The organism is Corynebacterium sp. Z-1 (assembly GCF_031844665.1).
GTDB classification, from domain to species: Bacteria; Actinomycetota; Actinomycetes; order Mycobacteriales; family Mycobacteriaceae; genus Corynebacterium; species Corynebacterium sanguinis.
The window spans coordinates 1,216,281-1,232,666 of the sequence record NZ_CP134621.1; the positions used below are offsets into that span (position 1 = coordinate 1,216,281).

Sequence of the window (16,386 nt, forward strand, 5' to 3'; positions counted from 1 at the left end):
CCTACCCCCAGATACCGGAGGAGCCCCTGCGCCAGCTACCCACCAGGTGCGTATCCACAACCCCCGTCGACTCCATTAGCGCGTACATGGTCACCGGGCCAACGAAGCTGAACCCGAGCGCCTTGAGATCCTTCGCCAGCCGCTCGGACTCGGGCGAGCGCGTGGGCACCTCGTCCATCGTTGTCGGCGCCGGGGTCGTCTCCGGCTGGTACGACCAGACGAACTCGGCGAGGTCGGTGCCGCGTTCGCGCAGGGCGACGGTGGCCCGGGCGTTGGTGATCACCGCCTCGAGTTTGCGGCGGTTGCGTATCAGGGAGGCGTCGGAAAGCAAATGCTCGATCGAGTCCATGCACGCGACGGCATCGGGGTCGAAGCCGCAGAAGGCCTCGCGCAGCGCGTCGCGCTTTTGCAGGATCAGCCGCCACGACAAGCCCACTTGGAAGCCCTCGAGGCAGACGCGCTCGAACATGCCGCGCTCGTCGGTCACGGGCATGCCCCACTCGGTGTCGTAGTAGTTGCGCAGCAACTCGTCGGCGGCGGCCCAGGGGGGGCGGGCGCGGCCGTCGTCGCCGATGATGAGTCCGTTTTCTTTGGGTTTCATACCCTGTTGGACTGTAGTTCGCGCCCGCAGGTTCCACAGGTAATCTATTCCACATGAACAGGCCCGCGGTTCGCGACTTCGCGCTTTTGGTGTTGCGTTTTGTCCTCGGCGCCGTTTTCGTCGCCCACGGTTACCGCCGCTGGTTTGAAACGGGCATGGCGCGCTCGGCGGCGCAATTCGCCGAATGGGGCGTGCCCCAGCCTAAGCTCAGCGCCTACCTCGCCGGGTCCGTCGAGCTCATCGGCGGTGCGCTGCTGATTATCGGTCTGCTGACCACGTTGGTCGCGGGTGTGTTGGCGCTGCTCGCCGCGGCGGCCGCCTACTTTGTCCACCTCGACCACGGGTTCTTCGCCGAGGCCGGCGGGGTGGAGTACCCGGTGGTGCTCGCGAGCGCGCTGTTTATCGTGGTCGTCTTCGGCGCCGGGCGCGCTAGCCTCGACGGGGTGTTAACTCGTGCTTAGCCACGACCAGGTGCGCGCCGCGCTCTCCGCCCGCGTCGACGGGGAATCGAGCGGGCTTGACGACGCCGTCGTCGACGCCCACGTCGCCGAGTGCGCCGAGTGCAGCGCCTACTACCAGCGGATTCTCTCCCTGTCGCGCAACCTGCGTTTCGCCGAGATTGGCGGCGGGATGGCGCCACCGGAAAACCTCTCCACGGTGATCCTCGCCGGTGTCGAGGGCGAGTGGCGCAAGCTGTCGCAGCGGCGCATGGTGCTGCTGACCCTGTGCCGTGTTGCGCTTGTCGCGGCGGCGCTGGTGTGGCTGGCGTGGGCAGTGATGCACCTTGTCAATGGAGGGGAGTCGGGCACGGCATCGGTGCGCCTCGGCGTGGCCACCGCGCTCGCCTACACCGCGGCGCGCCCGGCCCAGATCCCCGGCATCGCGCTGGTGGTGGGCACCATGTTTACCTTCACTCTGGGTTTTGTGGTGCGCGACGCAGTGCTCGACACCGGTTCGGGCGTGGCGCCCCACGTTCTGATCCTGCTGCCGACCCTCATCGCGCTGCTGGGTACCCTCGCCGTGGATCGCGGGCCGCAGCTGCGCCGGGCGTGGCGGTCGCTGGGTGCGGATCCGACGTAGGGTGGGTTTTCGTCGTTTGGTGGGGCGGTGAGATGTCACGGTCGAGGCGCGTCCGGCCGTGAAACCGCAGGTCGCGATCACTCTGCAACCATCGACCGTGACGTTTGGCCGGGGGAGATGTCACAGTCAAGGCGCACCCGGCGGTAAAACCGCAGGTCGCAACCACGGCAGAACCGTTGACCGTGACATCTGACCGGGTGAGATGTCACACTCAAGCCCCACCCGGCCGCAAAACCCCAGGTAGCAACCACAGCACAGCCGTTGACCGTGACATCTGACCGGGTGAGATGTCACACTCAAGCCCCACCCGGCCGCAAAACCCCAGGTCGCAACCACTGCCCAGCCGTTGACCGTGACATCTGACCGGGTGAGATGTCACACTCAAGCCCCACCCGACCGCAAAACCGCAGGTCGCAACCACAGCACAGCCGTTGACCGTGACATCTAACCGCCTGAGATGTCACACTCAAGCCCCACCCGACCGCAAAACCCCAGGTCGCACCCACCCCACAACCGTTGACCGTGACATCTGACCGGGTGAGATGTCACACTCAAGCCCCACCCGGCCGCAAAACCCCAGGTCGCAACCACAGCCCAGCCGTTGACCGTGACATCTAACCGACCGCAACACCCACCCCAGCACAACGCACAACCAAACCAAACTACCGCCAGCTCGGCAACCACATAATCAACGCGTAGTAGAAGTCCGGGATGCGGATGCCGTAGAGGATCGGCGCGAAGTAGATGAACATCCCGACCACCAGCGCCAGGTACACAATCACGGCGAGCTGGCCGGTGGTCACGGGGTATCCCGCGAGCTTGCGCACCCACTTCAGCGGCACGGCGGTGCCAAGCCGCGCCACGTAGCCGACGGCGATGGCGAGCAGCACGCAGATAAACGGCGCGAGCGCGGCAGCGTAGAAGAAGTACATCTGACGGTCGAACGCGGCCAGCCAAGGCACAAATCCGGCCGCGAAAGCGATGAGCGGCACGATGACGCGATAGTCGCTGCGCGTCAGCCACACCCACCCCGCCCACAGCAGCACCGGCACCGTCAGCCACCAGATCGCTGGAGTACCGAAGAGGAAGATCATCTCGCGGCAGGTCGTGAACCCGCAGTCAATGTCGGTCGCCGAGTAGTACAGGATCGGGCGCGCGCCGACGAGCCACGCCCATGGCTTGGAGTCCCAGGGGTGCGAGTGCCCGCTTGACGACGTCAAACTGGCGTGGAACTGCGCCACCGAGAGGTGGTAGTACAGCCAGCTCGCTACAGCGTCCGGCAGCGCTCCGAGCCAGGGCCAGTCCGAGCCGGAGATCGTCCCATCGACAGCGGCGTGGCGGTAAACGGATGTTTCGGATGCGAACCAGGCGCGCCAGGAGAAGATGTAGAGCAGCGCCGGGACCAGGACGAGGGAGGCAAGCGCGGCCGGGACGTCGCGTAGCAGCGTGCCCACGACGGGCTTGGCAACCCCGTAGCGGCGGCGCAGCCACAGGTCCCAGAAAGCGGAGAGCAGGCCGAAAAACGCGATGTAGTACAGCCCCGACCACTTCACGGACAGTGCTAAGCCCAAAAGCACGCCGGTGGCGAAGCGCCACCAGCGAAACCCAAGGCGAGGGCCGAAATTGCCCGTAATCTGCGCGTGGTGCATGCGCGCGTGGGCCTCGCGCATATCGCCGGCCAGCGTCCAGGCCGCGGCGACGATGAAAAACACCTGGAAGACGTCGAGCATGCCGAACTTCGCAGTCACCAGCAACACGCCGTCGAACACGGCAATGAGCCCGGCCACAAACCCCAACGCCGTCGATTGGGTCAGCCGGCGGCACAGCAACAGGGTGAACACCACGGTCCCGACGCCAAAGAGCGCGGGCATGATCCGCCAACCGAGTGGGGTGTAGCCGAAGAGGAACTCGCCAATGGCCAAAAGCTGCTTGCCCAGCGGCGGGTGCACGACCAGGCCGTAGGCGGGGTTCGACTCGATCCCGCCGAGCACCGGGTTGGAAAACGAGCGCACCATGTCCCACGCCTGCGGGACGTAGTGCTTCTCGTCGAAGATGGGGGTGCCGCCGGCGGTGGGCTGGGTCAGCCCGATGAGCCGGGTCAACAGCGCGAGCCCTGCCACGATAGCCAGCGCCACGGTGTCGCGCCTGGCCCACGGGATGGTTACCGGCGGGCTCGGGGCAACTCGTTTGGGGGAGATGGCCGTAGTCACCCCGGGGATATTACCCTTGGTCCCCATGAGCGAGAGCGAATCCACCGTCCCCGCCACCGGCATCGTGCTCGCGGCCACCCCACTGGGCAACATCGGCGACGCCTCGGCCCGCCTCGTCGAGGCGCTGGGCGCCGCCGACGTGATCGCGGCGGAGGACACCCGTCGCACCCGCCAGCTCGCGGCGGCGCTGGGGGTCGAGCTCGCGGCCAAGGTGGTGTCGAACTTCGACCACAACGAAAAGCTTCGCGTCGACGAGCTTATCGACGCCGCCCGCACCCGCATGGTCCTCGTCGTCACGGACGCCGGGATGCCGCTGGTCTCCGACCCTGGCCACGTGGTCGTCTCCGCCGCGCACGATGCCGGCGTGAACGTCACCTGCGTGCCGGGGCCGTCCGCGGTGACCACGGCGCTCGCGCTATCCGGGCTGAACGTGGGCCACTTCATCTTCGACGGTTTCGCACCCCGCAAGTCCGGCCCGCGCCGCGCATGGCTTGAAACGCTAAAAGACCAGCACCGCGCCGTGTGCTTCTTCGAGTCTCCGCACCGCATCGGCGCCACGCTTGCCGACGCCGCTGACGTGCTCGGGGGCGACCGGCGCGCCGCGGTGTGCCGCGAGCTGACGAAGACTTACGAGGAGGTGAAAAGGGCGTCGTTAAGCGAGCTCGCCCAGTGGGCGGCCGAGGGGCTGCGCGGCGAGATCACCGTGGTCATTGAGGGCGGCGCGCCCGCAGCGCGGAACGCAACCGACCTGGTCGATGCCGTCAGGGCGCGCGTCGATGCTGGTGAAAGGCTCAAAGACGTGGTGAAAGACATCGCGCGCGCCCACGGCGTGAAGGCTGGGGATCTGTACGACGAGGCCCTCACACAGCGCGATCTCGGTTAACGAATGTCGTCGACGTGGGGTAGCCTGCCTAGCGCCTGAGAATCGTCTCACTAGTAGCACTAAAGGAGCGACATCCATTGAGCGACAAGGACCTTGAAGCGGATTCCGCACCGTCGGCAACGAGCGAGCTCGCAGAACTGATCGACGCCGAGCACAGGGGTGAGAGTCTCTCGGCGGCCCAAGACGACACCGTTAGGTCGGCGGCAGACGACGACAACGCCCCGATTACCTGGGCGGTCGTCATCCCTATCGTGGTGGTTGTTGCGGGCATCGTCGCCTGGGGCCTGATTGGCCCCAACAGCTTCGCGGCGTTCGCCAACGAGTCGTTTAGCTGGGTCATCAGCAATCTCGGTTGGGCCTTTGTGCTGTTCGGCACCATTTTCGTCGGCTTCGTTTTGGTGATCGCCTTCTCAAAGTTCGGCTCCATCCGCCTCGGCAGGCCCGACGAGCAGCCCGAGTTCTCCACCGCGTCGTGGATTTCCATGATGTTTGCCGCTGGCATGGGCATCGGGCTCATGTTCTACGGCGCATCCGAGCCGCTGAGCATGTACCGCGACGGTGTTCCTGGACGGCCGGCCAACGAGGTGGGCACCTCCATGGCGCAGACGATGTTCCACTGGACGCTGCACCCGTGGGCACTCTATGCCGTGATCGGGCTGGCTATCGCATACTCAACCTTCCGACTCGGCCGCAAGCAGCTCCTGTCCAGCGCCTTTGTCCCGATGATCGGGCAAAAGGGCGCTGAGGGCTTCGTGGGCAAGATCATCGATGCGCTCGCCATCTTCGCCACCATCTTCGGCACGGCCTGCTCGCTCGGCCTCGGCGCGCTGCAAATCACCTCGGGGCTGCGCGCCTCCGGGTTCGTCGAATCCCCCTCGACGCAGCTGACCATCGGCATCATTTCGGTACTCACACTTGCTTTTTTGATCTCCGCAGTCTCCGGCGTCTCGCGCGGAATCCGGCTGTTGTCTAACTTCAACATGATCATCGCTGCGCTCTTGGCAGTTTTCGTCTTCGTTGTCGGGCCAACGGTCAGCATGCTGAACATGCTGCCCACCGCGATTGGTTCCTACGTGAACCAATTCTTCTCCATGGCGGCCCGCACCGCGGAAAGCGCCGACGGCGAGGCGGGGGCGTTTCTCTCTGGCTGGACCATCTTCTACTGGGCGTGGTGGATCTCATGGTCGCCCTTCGTCGGCATGTTCCTGGCGCGCATCTCGCGTGGGCGCACGATCCGCGAGTTCTGCCTCGGCGTATTGCTCGTGCCTTCGATGCTGTCGACAATCTGGTTTACCATCTTCGGCGGCTACGCCATCAAACTCGAGCAGGAGGGTAACTCGATCTACGGCTCCGGGGACCCCGAAGACCAGCTCTTTAGCCTTTTGCACAGCCTGCCCGGCGGATTCTTCATGGGCATCTTCGCCGTGATTTTGCTCGGGACGTTCTTCATCACCTCCGCCGACTCGGCCTCCACAGTGATGGCGTCGATGGCGCAGAATGGGCGCATTAATGCCAAATCATGGCTCGCCGCGGTCTTCGGCCTCGGAACCGCGGGTGTCGGTCTGATGCTGCTGGTCAACGGTGGCAGCGACGCGCTCAACTCCTTGCAGTCGGTCACCATCGTCGCGGCGACACCGTTCTTGTTCATCCTCGTCGCGCTGATGTTCGCGATTGTTAAAGATGTCTCCAATGACCCGATCTACCTCGATGCCAAGGAACAGGAGCGCTTCGCCCGGCAGCTCGCGGTGGAGCGCCGCCGCCACCGCGAGCAGCTCCAGCTAGAAGCCCGCAAACGGCAGGTAAAGTGAATCATCACCCCGGGCCGGCAGTAAGGTTGAGGCCATGACTTCTCACGACAACGTCCTCGTTTGCGTTGCCTGGCCCTATGCCAACGGCCCCCGCCACATCGGCCACGTCGCCGGTTTCGGGGTTCCCTCCGATGTTTTTGCGCGCTACCAGCGCATGACGGGCCGCAATGTGCTCATGGTCTCCGGCACCGATGAGCACGGCACCCCGCTTCTGGTCCAGGCGGACAAGGAGGGCGTGACTGTCAAGGAGCTCGCGGATCGCTACAACGCGCAGATCGTCGAGGACCTCGCGGGCCTGGGCCTGTCCTACGACTTGTTCACCCGCACCACCACTCGTAACCACTACGCCGTGGTGCAGGAGCTGTTCAAGGGGCTCTACGCCAACGGTTACATGGTCAAGGAGACCACCCGGGGCGCGATTTCCCCGTCAACGGGTCGCACCCTGCCGGATCGCTACATTGAGGGCACCTGCCCGATCTGCGGCGCGACCGACGCGCGCGGCGACCAGTGCGACACCTGCGGCAACCAGCTCGATCCGGCCGACCTGATCAACCCGGTGTCCAAGATCAACGGGGAGACCCCGGAGTTCGTCGACACCGAGCACTTCATGCTCGATTTGCCCTCGCTTCACGACGCCCTGAAGACGTGGCTTGGGACCCGCGAAGACTGGCGCCCCAACGTGCTGAAGTTCTCCCTGAACCTACTCGAGGACATGCGCCCGCGTGCGATGACCCGCGACATTGACTGGGGCATCCCGATCCCGGTCGAGGGCTGGCAGGACAACCCCTCGAAGAAGCTCTACGTGTGGTTCGACGCGGTGGTGGGCTACCTCTCCGCCTCGATCGAGTGGGCGGCGCGCTCGGGCGACCCGGATGCGTGGAAGGCGTTTTGGCAGGACCCCGCCACCGAGGGCTACTACTTCATGGGCAAGGACAACATCACCTTCCACTCGCAGATCTGGCCGGCGGAGCTGCTCGGCTACGCGGGCAAGGGCGCGACCGGCGGCAGCCCGGGTGTGCTCGGGGAGCTCAACCTGCCCACCGAGGTCGTGTCCTCGGAGTTTCTCACCATGTCCGGCTCGAAGTTCTCCTCGTCGAAGGGCGTGGTGATCTACGTCAAGGACTTCCTCGCCGAGTTTGGACCGGACCCGCTGCGCTACTTCATCGCGGTCGCCGGCCCAGAAAACAACGACACGGACTTCACCTGGGACGAGTTCGTGCGCCGGGTGAACAACGAGCTGGCCAACGGGTGGGGCAACCTGGTTAACCGCACGGTGTCCATGGCCCACAAGAACTTCGGCGAGGTGCCCGCGCCTGGCGTGCTGGAGGAATCTGACCAGCGCATCCTGGACCTGGCCGAGCGCACCTTCGTCGAGGCCGGCGCGGACTTGGGAGAGGCGAAGTTCAAGAACGCGATTACCAAGGTCATGCACGTCGTCGGAGAGGCCAACGCCTACATCGCGGAGAACGAACCGTGGAAGCTGGCGAAGGACCCGGCGCAGCGCGACCGCTTGGCCACGGTGCTGTGGACCGCGCTGCAGGTCGTCTCCGACTGCAACGCCATGCTCACCCCCTTTATCCCGCACACCGCGCAGCGCGTGCACGAGACGCTGGGTCGCGACGGGCGGTGGGCGGTGAGCCCGGTGATCGAGGAGGTCACCGACGACGCCGATGTCGAGCTCGTCGGGGCCGGCCTGCCCGACAAGGGCCAGACCTACATGACCATCACCGGCGACTACACCAAGCAGAAGGCCGTGTGGGCTCGCGTTGACGTCACCCCGGGCACGGCACTGAGCAAGCCGCAGCCGCTGATTGCCAAGCTGGATCCCGAACTCGGCGAAACCGGACCCGCGTGGGCGCCCGTCCAGTAATGCGCCCCGCGTTGCTGTTCGTCGCGGTGGCCATCGCCGCGATTAACCTGCGCGCCGGTATGGCGTCGGTAGGCGCCGTGCTTGACGACGTCCTAGCGCACTACAACGCCCCCGCCTCCATCGGCGGGGTGATCACCGCGATGCCCGGGGCACTGTTTTGCGTCTTCGGGCTCAGCGCGGTGCCGCTGGCGCGCCGGGTCGGGTTGACGCCGACGCTGCTCGCGGCCGCCATCGCAACGGCCGCGGGCCTCGCGCTGCGCCCGTTCGCTCCGATGATTTCTCTGTTTATCCTGGCTACGATCTCCGTGGCGGGCGGCATCGCGCTGGTCAACGTGATCCTGCCGGCATGGATCAACAAGTACGGCGGCGCGCACATCGTCGCGCTGACCACCATCTACTCGGCCACCGTGTCGGTTTCTGCGCCGCCGGGTACCTGGGCGTGGTGTTCGCACCCACCACCGCGCCGATCTTCTGCTGCGCACCTCCGGCCTCGGCGGCTGGTGCTTCCCGCTGGCGCTGGCACTGATCCCGGCGCGCACCCGCACGGTGATCGTCACCGCGCGGCTGTCTGGGTTTGTGCAGCCCGTCGGCTACATCCTCGCGGCCGCCGGGCCGCTGCTCGTCGGCGTTGCTCTCGCTTGTTCTCGGCGGGCTGGGCTCGCCGCCTCCCGGCGCGTCTTTATTGAGGACGAGTTAGCGGGATAAACAGGTCCGTCACCGGCGCGTCCTGGTCGTCGCCCATGGTGACGTACTCCTCGATGAGCAGTCTGTCCACGGCGTGGCCGTCCGCCTCCGTGGCCGCGGCGAACTCGTCCCACTGCGCCCCGAGATCGCTGTACGCACAGGTGACGCGCTTTACTACGGCCTCGATCTCTTCGAAGCGCTTCAAGGAGACGTGGCCGTCGCCGATGTCGTCGATAAGCGGGGCGATGAGGTCGAGATCCTCGTCGGCGATGACGAACCCGGCCGCGATATCGAACGCCTCGCCGGGTGGGCTGAAGTAGTAGGCACGCGCGGCCTGGGGCAGCACCCCGACGGATTCGGTGAATTCGTGGAGCAGCGGGTAGTAGTGGTCGAAGAACTCGCGGAGCGCGTCGGGGCCGACAGTGTCGTGGGCGACGAGCGCGGTGTGGGCCGGCAGCGTGATCTGGTTCATACCCCCGACGATACCCGTGAACTCCGCTAGAGAAACTGCTTAATGAATGCGGTGAGCTTGCCGGGCTCGTCATCCTCGAATCGCGAGTCGACCACGACGATGGGGGCGGTGTAGCGCTCCGGGGTTTGCATGACGACGAGGTCGGTGCCGTAGTCGTCGTGAAGCAGCTTCCAGGAAAAGCCGTGCTCGCGCACGAGGGCGTCGCCAAGCGCCGTGCCGTAGATGCGGGCGGTCTCCCCGCGCGGGAAGGAGCGCTTCAGGTCGGGGTCGGAGGCGAGGTACTCCGTGATCACCGCCTCGAAGGACTCCGCGATGGCCGTTGCGTCGCCGGTGATGCCGCGCGCGGCGGCCTCGAGCAGGTCGGTCTCGATCTGGGAGCGGGTCGAAGCGTCGATGTCTGCGAATGCCATAGTCTCTATCGTATGAGTAAAAAGAAGCGCCCGACGCCGGTCCCCGCGGAGCCGATCGCCGGGCTTGTCGACGCCCACACGCACCTCGCCTCCATCAAAGAACCGCTCTCCGAGCTGGTTGCGCGGGCCAAGGCGGCCGGCGTGGAGCGGATCTGCACCGTCGGCGACGGACTGGATGAGGCGGAAAGGGCACTCGCCGCCGCCCACGAGCACCCAAGCGTTGTCGCGGCGTGCGCGATCCACCCGACGCGCGCCCACGAGCTGGATAGCGCCGCGCGCACCCGCCTGACCGAGATGGCCGCGGACCCGCGCTGCGTCGCCATCGGCGAGACGGGAGTGGACGCCTACTGGATCACCCACGACCCTGACGGCACCGCCCCGCTTGAGGTGCAGGAGGAGGCGTTTCGCTTCCACATTCAGCTCGCCGTGGACACCGGCAAGTCGCTGATGATCCACAACCGCGAGGGCGACGAGGACATGCTGCGCATCCTCGCCGATTCCCCACGCCCGCGCGAGGTGATGCTGCACTGCTTCTCCTCCCCGGTCGATGTGGCGCGCGAAGCGATCGAGCGCGGGTACGTGCTGTCGTTTGCCGGAAACGTCACGTTCAAGCGCAACGACTACCTGCGCGAGGCCGCCGCGCTCGCCCCGGTGGGGCAGCTTCTGATTGAGACCGACGCGCCGTACATGACCCCGGAACCGTTTCGGGGCGCGCGCAACGAGCCGTCGCTGATCGGGCACACCGCGGCCGTGGTGGCGCAGGCGCGGGGCATCGAGCCCGCCGAGCTTGCCAACGAGGTGGGACAGACGTACAGCCGCATGTTCGGGGTCTAGCCCCCGCACGATATTGCGTATTACGGATTGTTACCGTATTGTTACAACGACTGCCAGGACACTTACCGATGTTAGGGAACACGATTTATGGCTGCCAAGCGCATTAACTCCACCACCTCCGCCACCCGCCGCGTTATCGCGGGCAGCGTCGCAGGCGCTGTCATCGTCGGCGGCGCCGCCACCGCCGCCGCAGCGGCCCAGAAGAACGTCACCGTCGACGTCAACGGCGAAGCCACCACGGTGCGCACCTACTCGGACAACGTCGAGGGCGCGCTGCAGGCGGCCGGCGTGCAGGTGGGCGCAGCCGACCTCGTCTACCCGGCGCCGTCGGACGCACTGCAGTCCGGGGCCACCGTCACGGTGCGCACCGCCAAGCCGGTCGCACTGGTGATCGACGGCGCTGAGCAGCAGCTCACGTCTACCGCCGCGACGGTCGCGGACCTGGTCAGCGAGGCCGGCATTACCGCCGCCTCGGCACTGAGCGCGCACCCGGACCAGCCGCTGACCGATGGCATGACCATCGACGTGACCACCCCGAAGATCGTCTCCATCAAGGACGGCGGCAACGTCGTCTACACCTCGGAGGCCGCCAAGACCGTCGGCGACCTGCTCGCCGCCCGCGGGATCACCTTCGACTCCAAAGACCGCCTCAACGTCCCGCTTCAGGCCCCGCTCGAGCCGAACATGCAGATCGTGCTCGACCGCGTCGACGTCTCCGAGACCTCCGAGACCGTCGAGTTCGACGCCCCGGCCCACGTGGTGGAGGACAACAACCTCCCCGCGGGTACCGAGGAGGTCCGCGAGCCGGGCGCGAAGGGTGAGAAGAAGGTGCTGCACCGTACCGTCACCGTCAACGGCGTCGTGGAGTCCTCCGGCCCGGCCGGCGAGAAGGAGATCCGCCCCGCGGTTCCCGCCACCGTCGTCCGCGGCACCAAGGCCGCCGCTGCCCCCGCTGCCCCCGCCGCCACCGCCGCGAGCGCCCCGTCGGTCGCCGGCGGCTCGGTGTGGGACCAGATCGCGCAGTGCGAGTCCGGCGGCAACTGGTCGATCAACACCGGCAACGGCTACCACGGCGGCCTGCAGTTCAACCCGGGCACCTGGGCGGCCTACGGCGGCACCCAGTACGCGCCGACCGCCGATCTGGCCACCCGCGAGCAGCAGATCGCGATCGCCGAGAAGACCCAGGCCGCCCAGGGCTGGGGCGCCTGGCCCGCCTGCACCGCGAAGCTGGGCCTGCGCTAACGGTGGTTGAGTCCCACCTCCTCGGACCCGTTGAGGTCCGCGAGCTGGCCAGCGAGCTCGGGGTGACCCCGACGAAGAAGCTCGGCCAGAACTTCGTGCACGACCCGAACACGGTTCGCCGCATCGTCGCGGCCGCGGAGCTGAGCGCCGACGACGTCGTCGTCGAGGTCGGCCCCGGGCTGGGCTCGCTTACCCTCGGGCTGATCGATTCCGTCGCCCACGTCATCGCGCTGGAGATCGACCCGCGCCTCGCGGGCCGCCTGGCGCGTACCGTCGAACAGCGCGCTGAAAGCTTCGCCGAGCGCCTCGAGGTCGTTTGCGCGGACGCGCTGCGCGTGCGCCGGGCGGACATCTCGCGCGCTCCGACGGCGCTAGTGGCCAACCTGCCGTACAACGTCTCCGTGCCCGTGCTGCTGCACCTGCTCGAGGAGTTCCCGACGATTCGCCGGGTACTGGTCATGGTGCAAAAAGAAGTCGCGGACCGCCTCGCCGCCGAGCCGGGCTCGAAGATCTACGGCGTGCCCAGCGTCAAGGCCGCCTTCTACGGGCGCGTCAGCCGCGCCGGGACGATCGGCAAAAACGTGTTCTGGCCAGCGCCGAACATCGAGTCCGGGCTGGTGCGTATCGACGTTGACCCGGACACCGATCGCAACTTGCGCTCATCCGTGTTCCCGCTTGTCGACGCCGCGTTCGCCCAGCGACGCAAGACCCTGCGTTCGACGCTGGCGGGCGTGTACGGCTCGCCCGCGGCGGCCGAGCAGGCGCTTGTCGACGCCGGCATCGACCCCGGGTTGCGCGGCGAGAAGCTCTCGGTCGACGACTTCATCCGCCTCGCCCGGGCCGGGGGCGCGCAGTGATCCTCCATTTCGTTGCCACCGCGCCCGCGAAGGTGAACCTCCACCTCGGGGTGGGGGAGGCGCGCGCCGATGGCTATCACGATCTGGTGACGGTGTTCCAATCCGTTGATCTGTGGGAGACGGTGAGGTTGAGCGTCGACACGCGAGCTCCACGGGTGACGCAGGGCTCCGTGGTCACGGGCATGACGACGTCGTTTGGCGTGAAGCGGCCGGCAGAAGACATAGACACGCCGGCCAACCTCGCGTGGCGCGCGGTCGACGCGGTGGTGGACGCCTACCGCCGCATCGACGGCGCGGTGTCGCTGCCACGGGTGAGCATTGAGGTGGAGAAGAACGTCTTCGTCGCTGGCGGCATGGCAGGCGGCTCCGCCGACGCGGCGGCCGCGCTGCTCGCCGCGAACGCGTTCGTGGGGCACTACGGCGGTACCACGCTGAGCCGCGACACCATCGTGGATCTTGCCAAGTCGCTGGGTGCCGACGTGCCGTTTTGCCTGATGGGTGGCACCGCGCTGGGCGCGGGCCGGGGTGACGAGGTGGTGGAGATGATGTCGCGCGGGTTGTACTGGTGGGTGTTTATCAACCCCAGCGTGCCGCTGCCGACGGGGGAGGCGTTTTCGCGTCTCGACGACCTGCGCCACAACGACGCCTCGGTCGTTCCGCACCTCAACACCACCACGCTGTCCCGGTGCCTGCTTACCGGGGAGCCCCGGCTGGTCGCCCGCGCGCTGCACAACGACCTGCAGCCGGTTGCCGTGGCGATGCGCCCGCAGCTTCGGGCGCTGCTTGACTTCGCGGCCGACTGCGGGCTGCGGGCGATCGTCTCCGGCTCCGGGCCGACCGTGGCGCTGCTGTGCGAAGACGAAGAAGATGCGCTGGATGCCCGCGACCGCATCGAAGCCGCCTTCGACGGCTACGAGATAGTGTGCGCGGCTGGCCCGACGACGGGCGCGCGTGAAGTTCTAGAATACTAGTGCGAAAACCTCACGGAGTCTGTCTGGGCTGGGCGATAGCGTGAGTGCTCATGAGACCAGCCGTTTACATCCCGACGCGCGAGGCGCTTCACGCGCCTGAGTTCGTCACCGTCGATTTCGAGACCGCCAACCGGCTCAGCCCCGCGTCTGCCTGCCAGGTCGCGCTGGTCAAGGTCGCGGGCGACAGGGTGGTTGACCAGCTGGTAACCTACCTGCGCCCGCCGGAGGAGTACATCCGCTTCGACTTCACCTACATCCACGGCATCGAGCGCGGCGACGTGGAGCAGGCCCCCACCTGGTACGACATTGCCGACGACGTCCATGCACTTGTCGGCGAGCTGCCCGTGTGGGCCCACAACGCCCCGTTCGACGCCGCGGTGTGGCGCGCGCTCGACGCCTACTACTTCACCGGCACGTTCCCTGCGCAGTTCTACTGCACGTGCCGCACCGCGCGCCGGCTGATCCCGGGGCTGCGCGACTACCGGCTGCCGACGGTTGCCGCCTACTGCGCCCCGACTTTCGACCTGGTCCACCACACCGCGGATTCCGACGCGTTGGCCTGCGCGCACATCGTCGGCAAGCTCCGCCGCAGCTCGTACCTGCACTCGGCGTTGAGCTAGCGGGGGTGGTCTAGACTGGTCAGCCTATGGCGAACCTGATCAACCTCGAAAACGTCTCCAAGTCCTGGGGGCTAAAGACCCTGCTGGACGGCGTGTCGCTCGGCGTGCAAACCGGCGACCGCATCGGCATCGTCGGCGTCAACGGCGGAGGCAAAACCACCCTGCTCGAGGTCCTCACCGGAATCGAGGCGCCCGACGCCGGACGCGTCTCCCACAACTCGGACCTGCGCATGGCCGTGGTGACCCAGCGCTTCGACCTAGACGAGAACCTCACCATCGGTGAGGCCGTTGTCGAACCGCTCGGTGTCGCCACCTACCAGTGGGCCTCGAACGCGAAGGTGCGCGAGGTGCTGCAAGGCACCGGGGTGGTGGAGCTCGGGCTGGACACCCCGGTGGGGCAGCTCTCGGGCGGGGAGCGCCGGCGCGTGAACCTCGCCGCCGCCCTAGTCCAAGACCTCGACCTTGTCGTGCTCGACGAGCCGACCAACCACCTTGACGTCGAGGGCGTGCAGTGGCTCGCCGAGCATCTGCTGGCCCGCAAAATCGCGGTCGTGGTGGTGACGCACGACCGCTGGTTCCTGGACACGGTGGCCACGCTCACGTGGGAAGTCCACGACGGCACCGTCGACGTCTACGCCGGCGGGTACAACGACTGGACCTTCGCGCGCGCCGAGCGGGCCCGCCAGGCCGACGCGGTCGAGCAGCGCCGCGCCAACCTCGCGCGCAAGGAGCTCGCGTGGCTGCGCCGCGGCGCCCCGGCGCGCACGTCGAAGCCGCGCTACCGTATCGAAGCGGCCGAGGCGCTGATCGCCAACGTGCCCGCCCCGCGCGACACTGTGGAGCTCATGGCGTTTTCGAAGGCGCGCCAGGGCAAGGTGGTCATCGAGCTGCACGACGCGCGCATCGAGGCGCCGGACGGACGCGTGCTGGCGGACGACCTGACGTGGCGCCTCGCGCCGGGCGAGCGCATCGGCCTCGTCGGCGTCAACGGCTCCGGCAAGACCACGCTGCTGCGCGTGCTCGCCGGCGAGTACCCGCTGGCCGCCGGCAAACGCGTCGAGGGGCAGACCACCCGCATCGGCTGGTTGCGCCAGGAGCTCGACGACCTCGACCCCACGCGCCGCGTCATCGACGCCGTAGAGGACGTTGCCACCTACATCCAGCTCGGCGGCAAGGACATCTCCGCCTCTCAGCTCGCCGAGCGGCTCGGGTTCAGCCCGAAGCGCCAGCGCACCCCGGTCGGCGACCTCTCCGGCGGCGAGCGCCGCCGCCTGCAGCTCACCCGCGTGCTGATGAGCGAGCCCAACGTGCTGCTTCTCGACGAGCCCACCAACGACCTCGACATCGACACGCTCCAGGAGCTCGAGGACCTGCTCGACGGCTGGGCCGGGACCCTGGTCGTGATCTCCCACGATCGCTACCTCATCGAGCGCATCGCCGATAGCACCTACGCGCTGTTCGGCGACGGCGAGTTGACCAACCTGCCGGGCGGGATTGAGCAGTACCTGCAGCGCCGCCAGCACGAGGAGGGCAGCAGCGGCCCACTTGACTTGGGTGGCGGCAAGGGCGGCGTCGTCAAGCAGCGCTCAATGTCCTCGCAGGAAGAGCGCGAGCTGCGCAAACAGATGAACGCGCTTGAGCGCAAGATCGCCAAGGCCGATGAGCGCGTCGGTGCGCTGGAGGCACGCATCGCCGAGCTCTCCAGTGCGGACGCGCCCGATTTCGAGCAGATCGGGCAGGTGACCAAGGAGTTGGACGACGCGCGCGAGGAGCGCGAGGCGCACGAGATGGAGTGGCTTGAGTTGGGGGAGAAGCTAGAGTCCGGCAACGAGTAACCTAGGTGC

16 protein-coding genes are annotated in these 16,386 nt (G+C 67.2%); 12 read left to right on the plus strand and 4 right to left on the minus strand.

Features of this window, described 5'->3' with window-relative positions; genetic code table 11:
* Position 1: 1 nt before the first annotated feature.
* Positions 2-601: a DNA-3-methyladenine glycosylase I gene (locus RIU96_RS05975; RefSeq protein ID WP_144773547.1), complete on the minus strand. Its 600-nt coding sequence runs from the start codon at positions 599-601 to the stop codon at positions 2-4.
* 53 nt (positions 602-654) lie between these two features.
* On the opposite strand from RIU96_RS05975, the gene RIU96_RS05980 reads away from it, so the two are divergent.
* Positions 655-1,062, plus strand: coding sequence for a DoxX family protein (locus tag RIU96_RS05980; RefSeq protein WP_006841050.1), 408 nt, complete (start codon positions 655-657; stop codon positions 1,060-1,062).
* On the plus strand, positions 1,055-1,681 hold the full coding sequence (locus RIU96_RS05985) for a zf-HC2 domain-containing protein (protein ID WP_144317231.1): 627 nt from the start codon (positions 1,055-1,057) through the stop codon (positions 1,679-1,681). The genes RIU96_RS05980 and RIU96_RS05985 overlap by 8 nt, the downstream gene beginning before the upstream one ends.
* A gap of 662 nt (positions 1,682-2,343) precedes the next feature.
* Here RIU96_RS05985 and RIU96_RS05990 read toward each other — a convergent pair.
* Entirely contained in the window at positions 2,344-3,918 is a 1,575-nt protein-coding gene (locus tag RIU96_RS05990; RefSeq protein WP_259823868.1) for a protein O-mannosyltransferase, read from the minus strand.
* Here RIU96_RS05990 and rsmI point away from each other — a divergent pair.
* From rsmI to RIU96_RS06010, 4 genes are all read left to right on the plus strand, one after another.
* A complete protein-coding gene (rsmI, locus tag RIU96_RS05995) occupies positions 3,917-4,774 on the plus strand; it encodes a 16S rRNA (cytidine(1402)-2'-O)-methyltransferase (RefSeq protein WP_136649948.1) in 858 nt (285 codons plus the stop codon). The two genes, RIU96_RS05990 and rsmI, sit on opposite strands and share 2 nt — an antisense overlap.
* A 77-nt stretch (positions 4,775-4,851) precedes the next feature.
* A complete protein-coding gene (locus RIU96_RS06000; RefSeq protein ID WP_144773367.1) occupies positions 4,852-6,582 on the plus strand; it encodes a BCCT family transporter in 1,731 nt (576 codons plus the stop codon).
* A 34-nt stretch (positions 6,583-6,616) separates the two neighbouring features.
* Complete coding sequence (gene metG / locus RIU96_RS06005) at positions 6,617-8,452, plus strand: methionine--tRNA ligase (RefSeq protein WP_144317227.1); 1,836 nt, start codon at positions 6,617-6,619, stop codon at positions 8,450-8,452.
* Complete coding sequence (locus tag RIU96_RS06010) at positions 8,452-9,138, plus strand: MFS transporter (RefSeq protein ID WP_246062707.1); 687 nt, start codon at positions 8,452-8,454, stop codon at positions 9,136-9,138. Before metG ends, RIU96_RS06010 begins: the two co-directional genes overlap by 1 nt.
* On the opposite strand, the gene RIU96_RS06015 is transcribed toward RIU96_RS06010, so the two are convergent.
* Positions 9,132-9,608, minus strand: coding sequence for a hypothetical protein (locus RIU96_RS06015; RefSeq protein WP_144317226.1), 477 nt, complete (start codon positions 9,606-9,608; stop codon positions 9,132-9,134). The two genes, RIU96_RS06010 and RIU96_RS06015, sit on opposite strands and share 7 nt — an antisense overlap.
* A 26-nt stretch (positions 9,609-9,634) precedes the next feature.
* Complete coding sequence (locus RIU96_RS06020) at positions 9,635-10,018, minus strand: DUF3806 domain-containing protein (protein ID WP_136649952.1); 384 nt, start codon at positions 10,016-10,018, stop codon at positions 9,635-9,637.
* Between the two features lie 12 nt (positions 10,019-10,030).
* On the opposite strand from RIU96_RS06020, the gene RIU96_RS06025 reads away from it, so the two are divergent.
* From RIU96_RS06025 to RIU96_RS06050, 6 genes are all read left to right on the plus strand, one after another.
* Complete coding sequence (locus tag RIU96_RS06025; protein ID WP_144317225.1) at positions 10,031-10,852, plus strand: TatD family hydrolase; 822 nt, start codon at positions 10,031-10,033, stop codon at positions 10,850-10,852.
* Positions 10,853-10,939: 87 nt separating this feature from the next.
* Positions 10,940-12,094 carry a resuscitation-promoting factor gene (locus RIU96_RS06030; RefSeq protein ID WP_144779298.1) on the plus strand — a complete coding sequence of 385 codons (1,155 nt, stop codon included), beginning with the start codon at positions 10,940-10,942 and terminating at the stop codon, positions 12,092-12,094.
* Positions 12,095-12,096: 2 nt separating this feature from the next.
* The gene (gene rsmA, locus RIU96_RS06035; RefSeq protein WP_136649955.1) at positions 12,097-12,951 is read left to right on the plus strand and encodes a 16S rRNA (adenine(1518)-N(6)/adenine(1519)-N(6))-dimethyltransferase RsmA; all 855 of its coding nucleotides are present in this window, start codon (positions 12,097-12,099) and stop codon (positions 12,949-12,951) included.
* A complete protein-coding gene (locus RIU96_RS06040) occupies positions 12,948-13,922 on the plus strand; it encodes a 4-(cytidine 5'-diphospho)-2-C-methyl-D-erythritol kinase (RefSeq protein WP_144317223.1) in 975 nt (324 codons plus the stop codon). The genes rsmA and RIU96_RS06040 overlap by 4 nt, the downstream gene beginning before the upstream one ends.
* A 50-nt stretch (positions 13,923-13,972) precedes the next feature.
* Positions 13,973-14,542 (plus strand): exonuclease domain-containing protein, encoded by a 570-nt coding sequence (locus tag RIU96_RS06045; RefSeq protein ID WP_136649957.1) that lies wholly within the window; start codon positions 13,973-13,975, stop codon positions 14,540-14,542.
* Positions 14,543-14,568: 26 nt separating this feature from the next.
* Positions 14,569-16,377 carry an ABC-F family ATP-binding cassette domain-containing protein gene (locus RIU96_RS06050; RefSeq protein WP_144317222.1) on the plus strand — a complete coding sequence of 603 codons (1,809 nt, stop codon included), beginning with the start codon at positions 14,569-14,571 and terminating at the stop codon, positions 16,375-16,377.
* Positions 16,378-16,386: the final 9 nt, after the last annotated feature.

What these genes read in the sequence shown, in the direction of transcription:
- RIU96_RS05980 (WP_006841050.1), top strand. Translation starts at nt 655, where the DNA reads ATGAACAGGCCCGCGGTTCGCGACTTCGCGCTTTTGGTGTTGCGTTTT.
- RIU96_RS06030 (WP_144779298.1), top strand. Translation starts at nt 10,940, where the DNA reads ATGGCTGCCAAGCGCATTAACTCCACCACCTCCGCCACCCGCCGCGTT.
- metG (WP_144317227.1), top strand. Translation starts at nt 6,617, where the DNA reads ATGACTTCTCACGACAACGTCCTCGTTTGCGTTGCCTGGCCCTATGCC.
- RIU96_RS06015 (WP_144317226.1), bottom strand. Translation starts at nt 9,608, where the DNA reads ATGAACCAGATCACGCTGCCGGCCCACACCGCGCTCGTCGCCCACGAC.
- RIU96_RS06045 (WP_136649957.1), top strand. Translation starts at nt 13,973, where the DNA reads ATGAGACCAGCCGTTTACATCCCGACGCGCGAGGCGCTTCACGCGCCT.
- RIU96_RS06025 (WP_144317225.1), top strand. Translation starts at nt 10,031, where the DNA reads ATGAGTAAAAAGAAGCGCCCGACGCCGGTCCCCGCGGAGCCGATCGCC.
- RIU96_RS06050 (WP_144317222.1), top strand. Translation starts at nt 14,569, where the DNA reads ATGGCGAACCTGATCAACCTCGAAAACGTCTCCAAGTCCTGGGGGCTA.
- RIU96_RS06020 (WP_136649952.1), bottom strand. Translation starts at nt 10,018, where the DNA reads ATGGCATTCGCAGACATCGACGCTTCGACCCGCTCCCAGATCGAGACC.
- RIU96_RS06010 (WP_246062707.1), top strand. Translation starts at nt 8,452, where the DNA reads ATGCGCCCCGCGTTGCTGTTCGTCGCGGTGGCCATCGCCGCGATTAAC.
- RIU96_RS05990 (WP_259823868.1), bottom strand. Translation starts at nt 3,918, where the DNA reads ATGGGGACCAAGGGTAATATCCCCGGGGTGACTACGGCCATCTCCCCC.
- RIU96_RS05975 (WP_144773547.1), bottom strand. Translation starts at nt 601, where the DNA reads ATGAAACCCAAAGAAAACGGACTCATCATCGGCGACGACGGCCGCGCC.
- rsmI (WP_136649948.1), top strand. Translation starts at nt 3,917, where the DNA reads ATGAGCGAGAGCGAATCCACCGTCCCCGCCACCGGCATCGTGCTCGCG.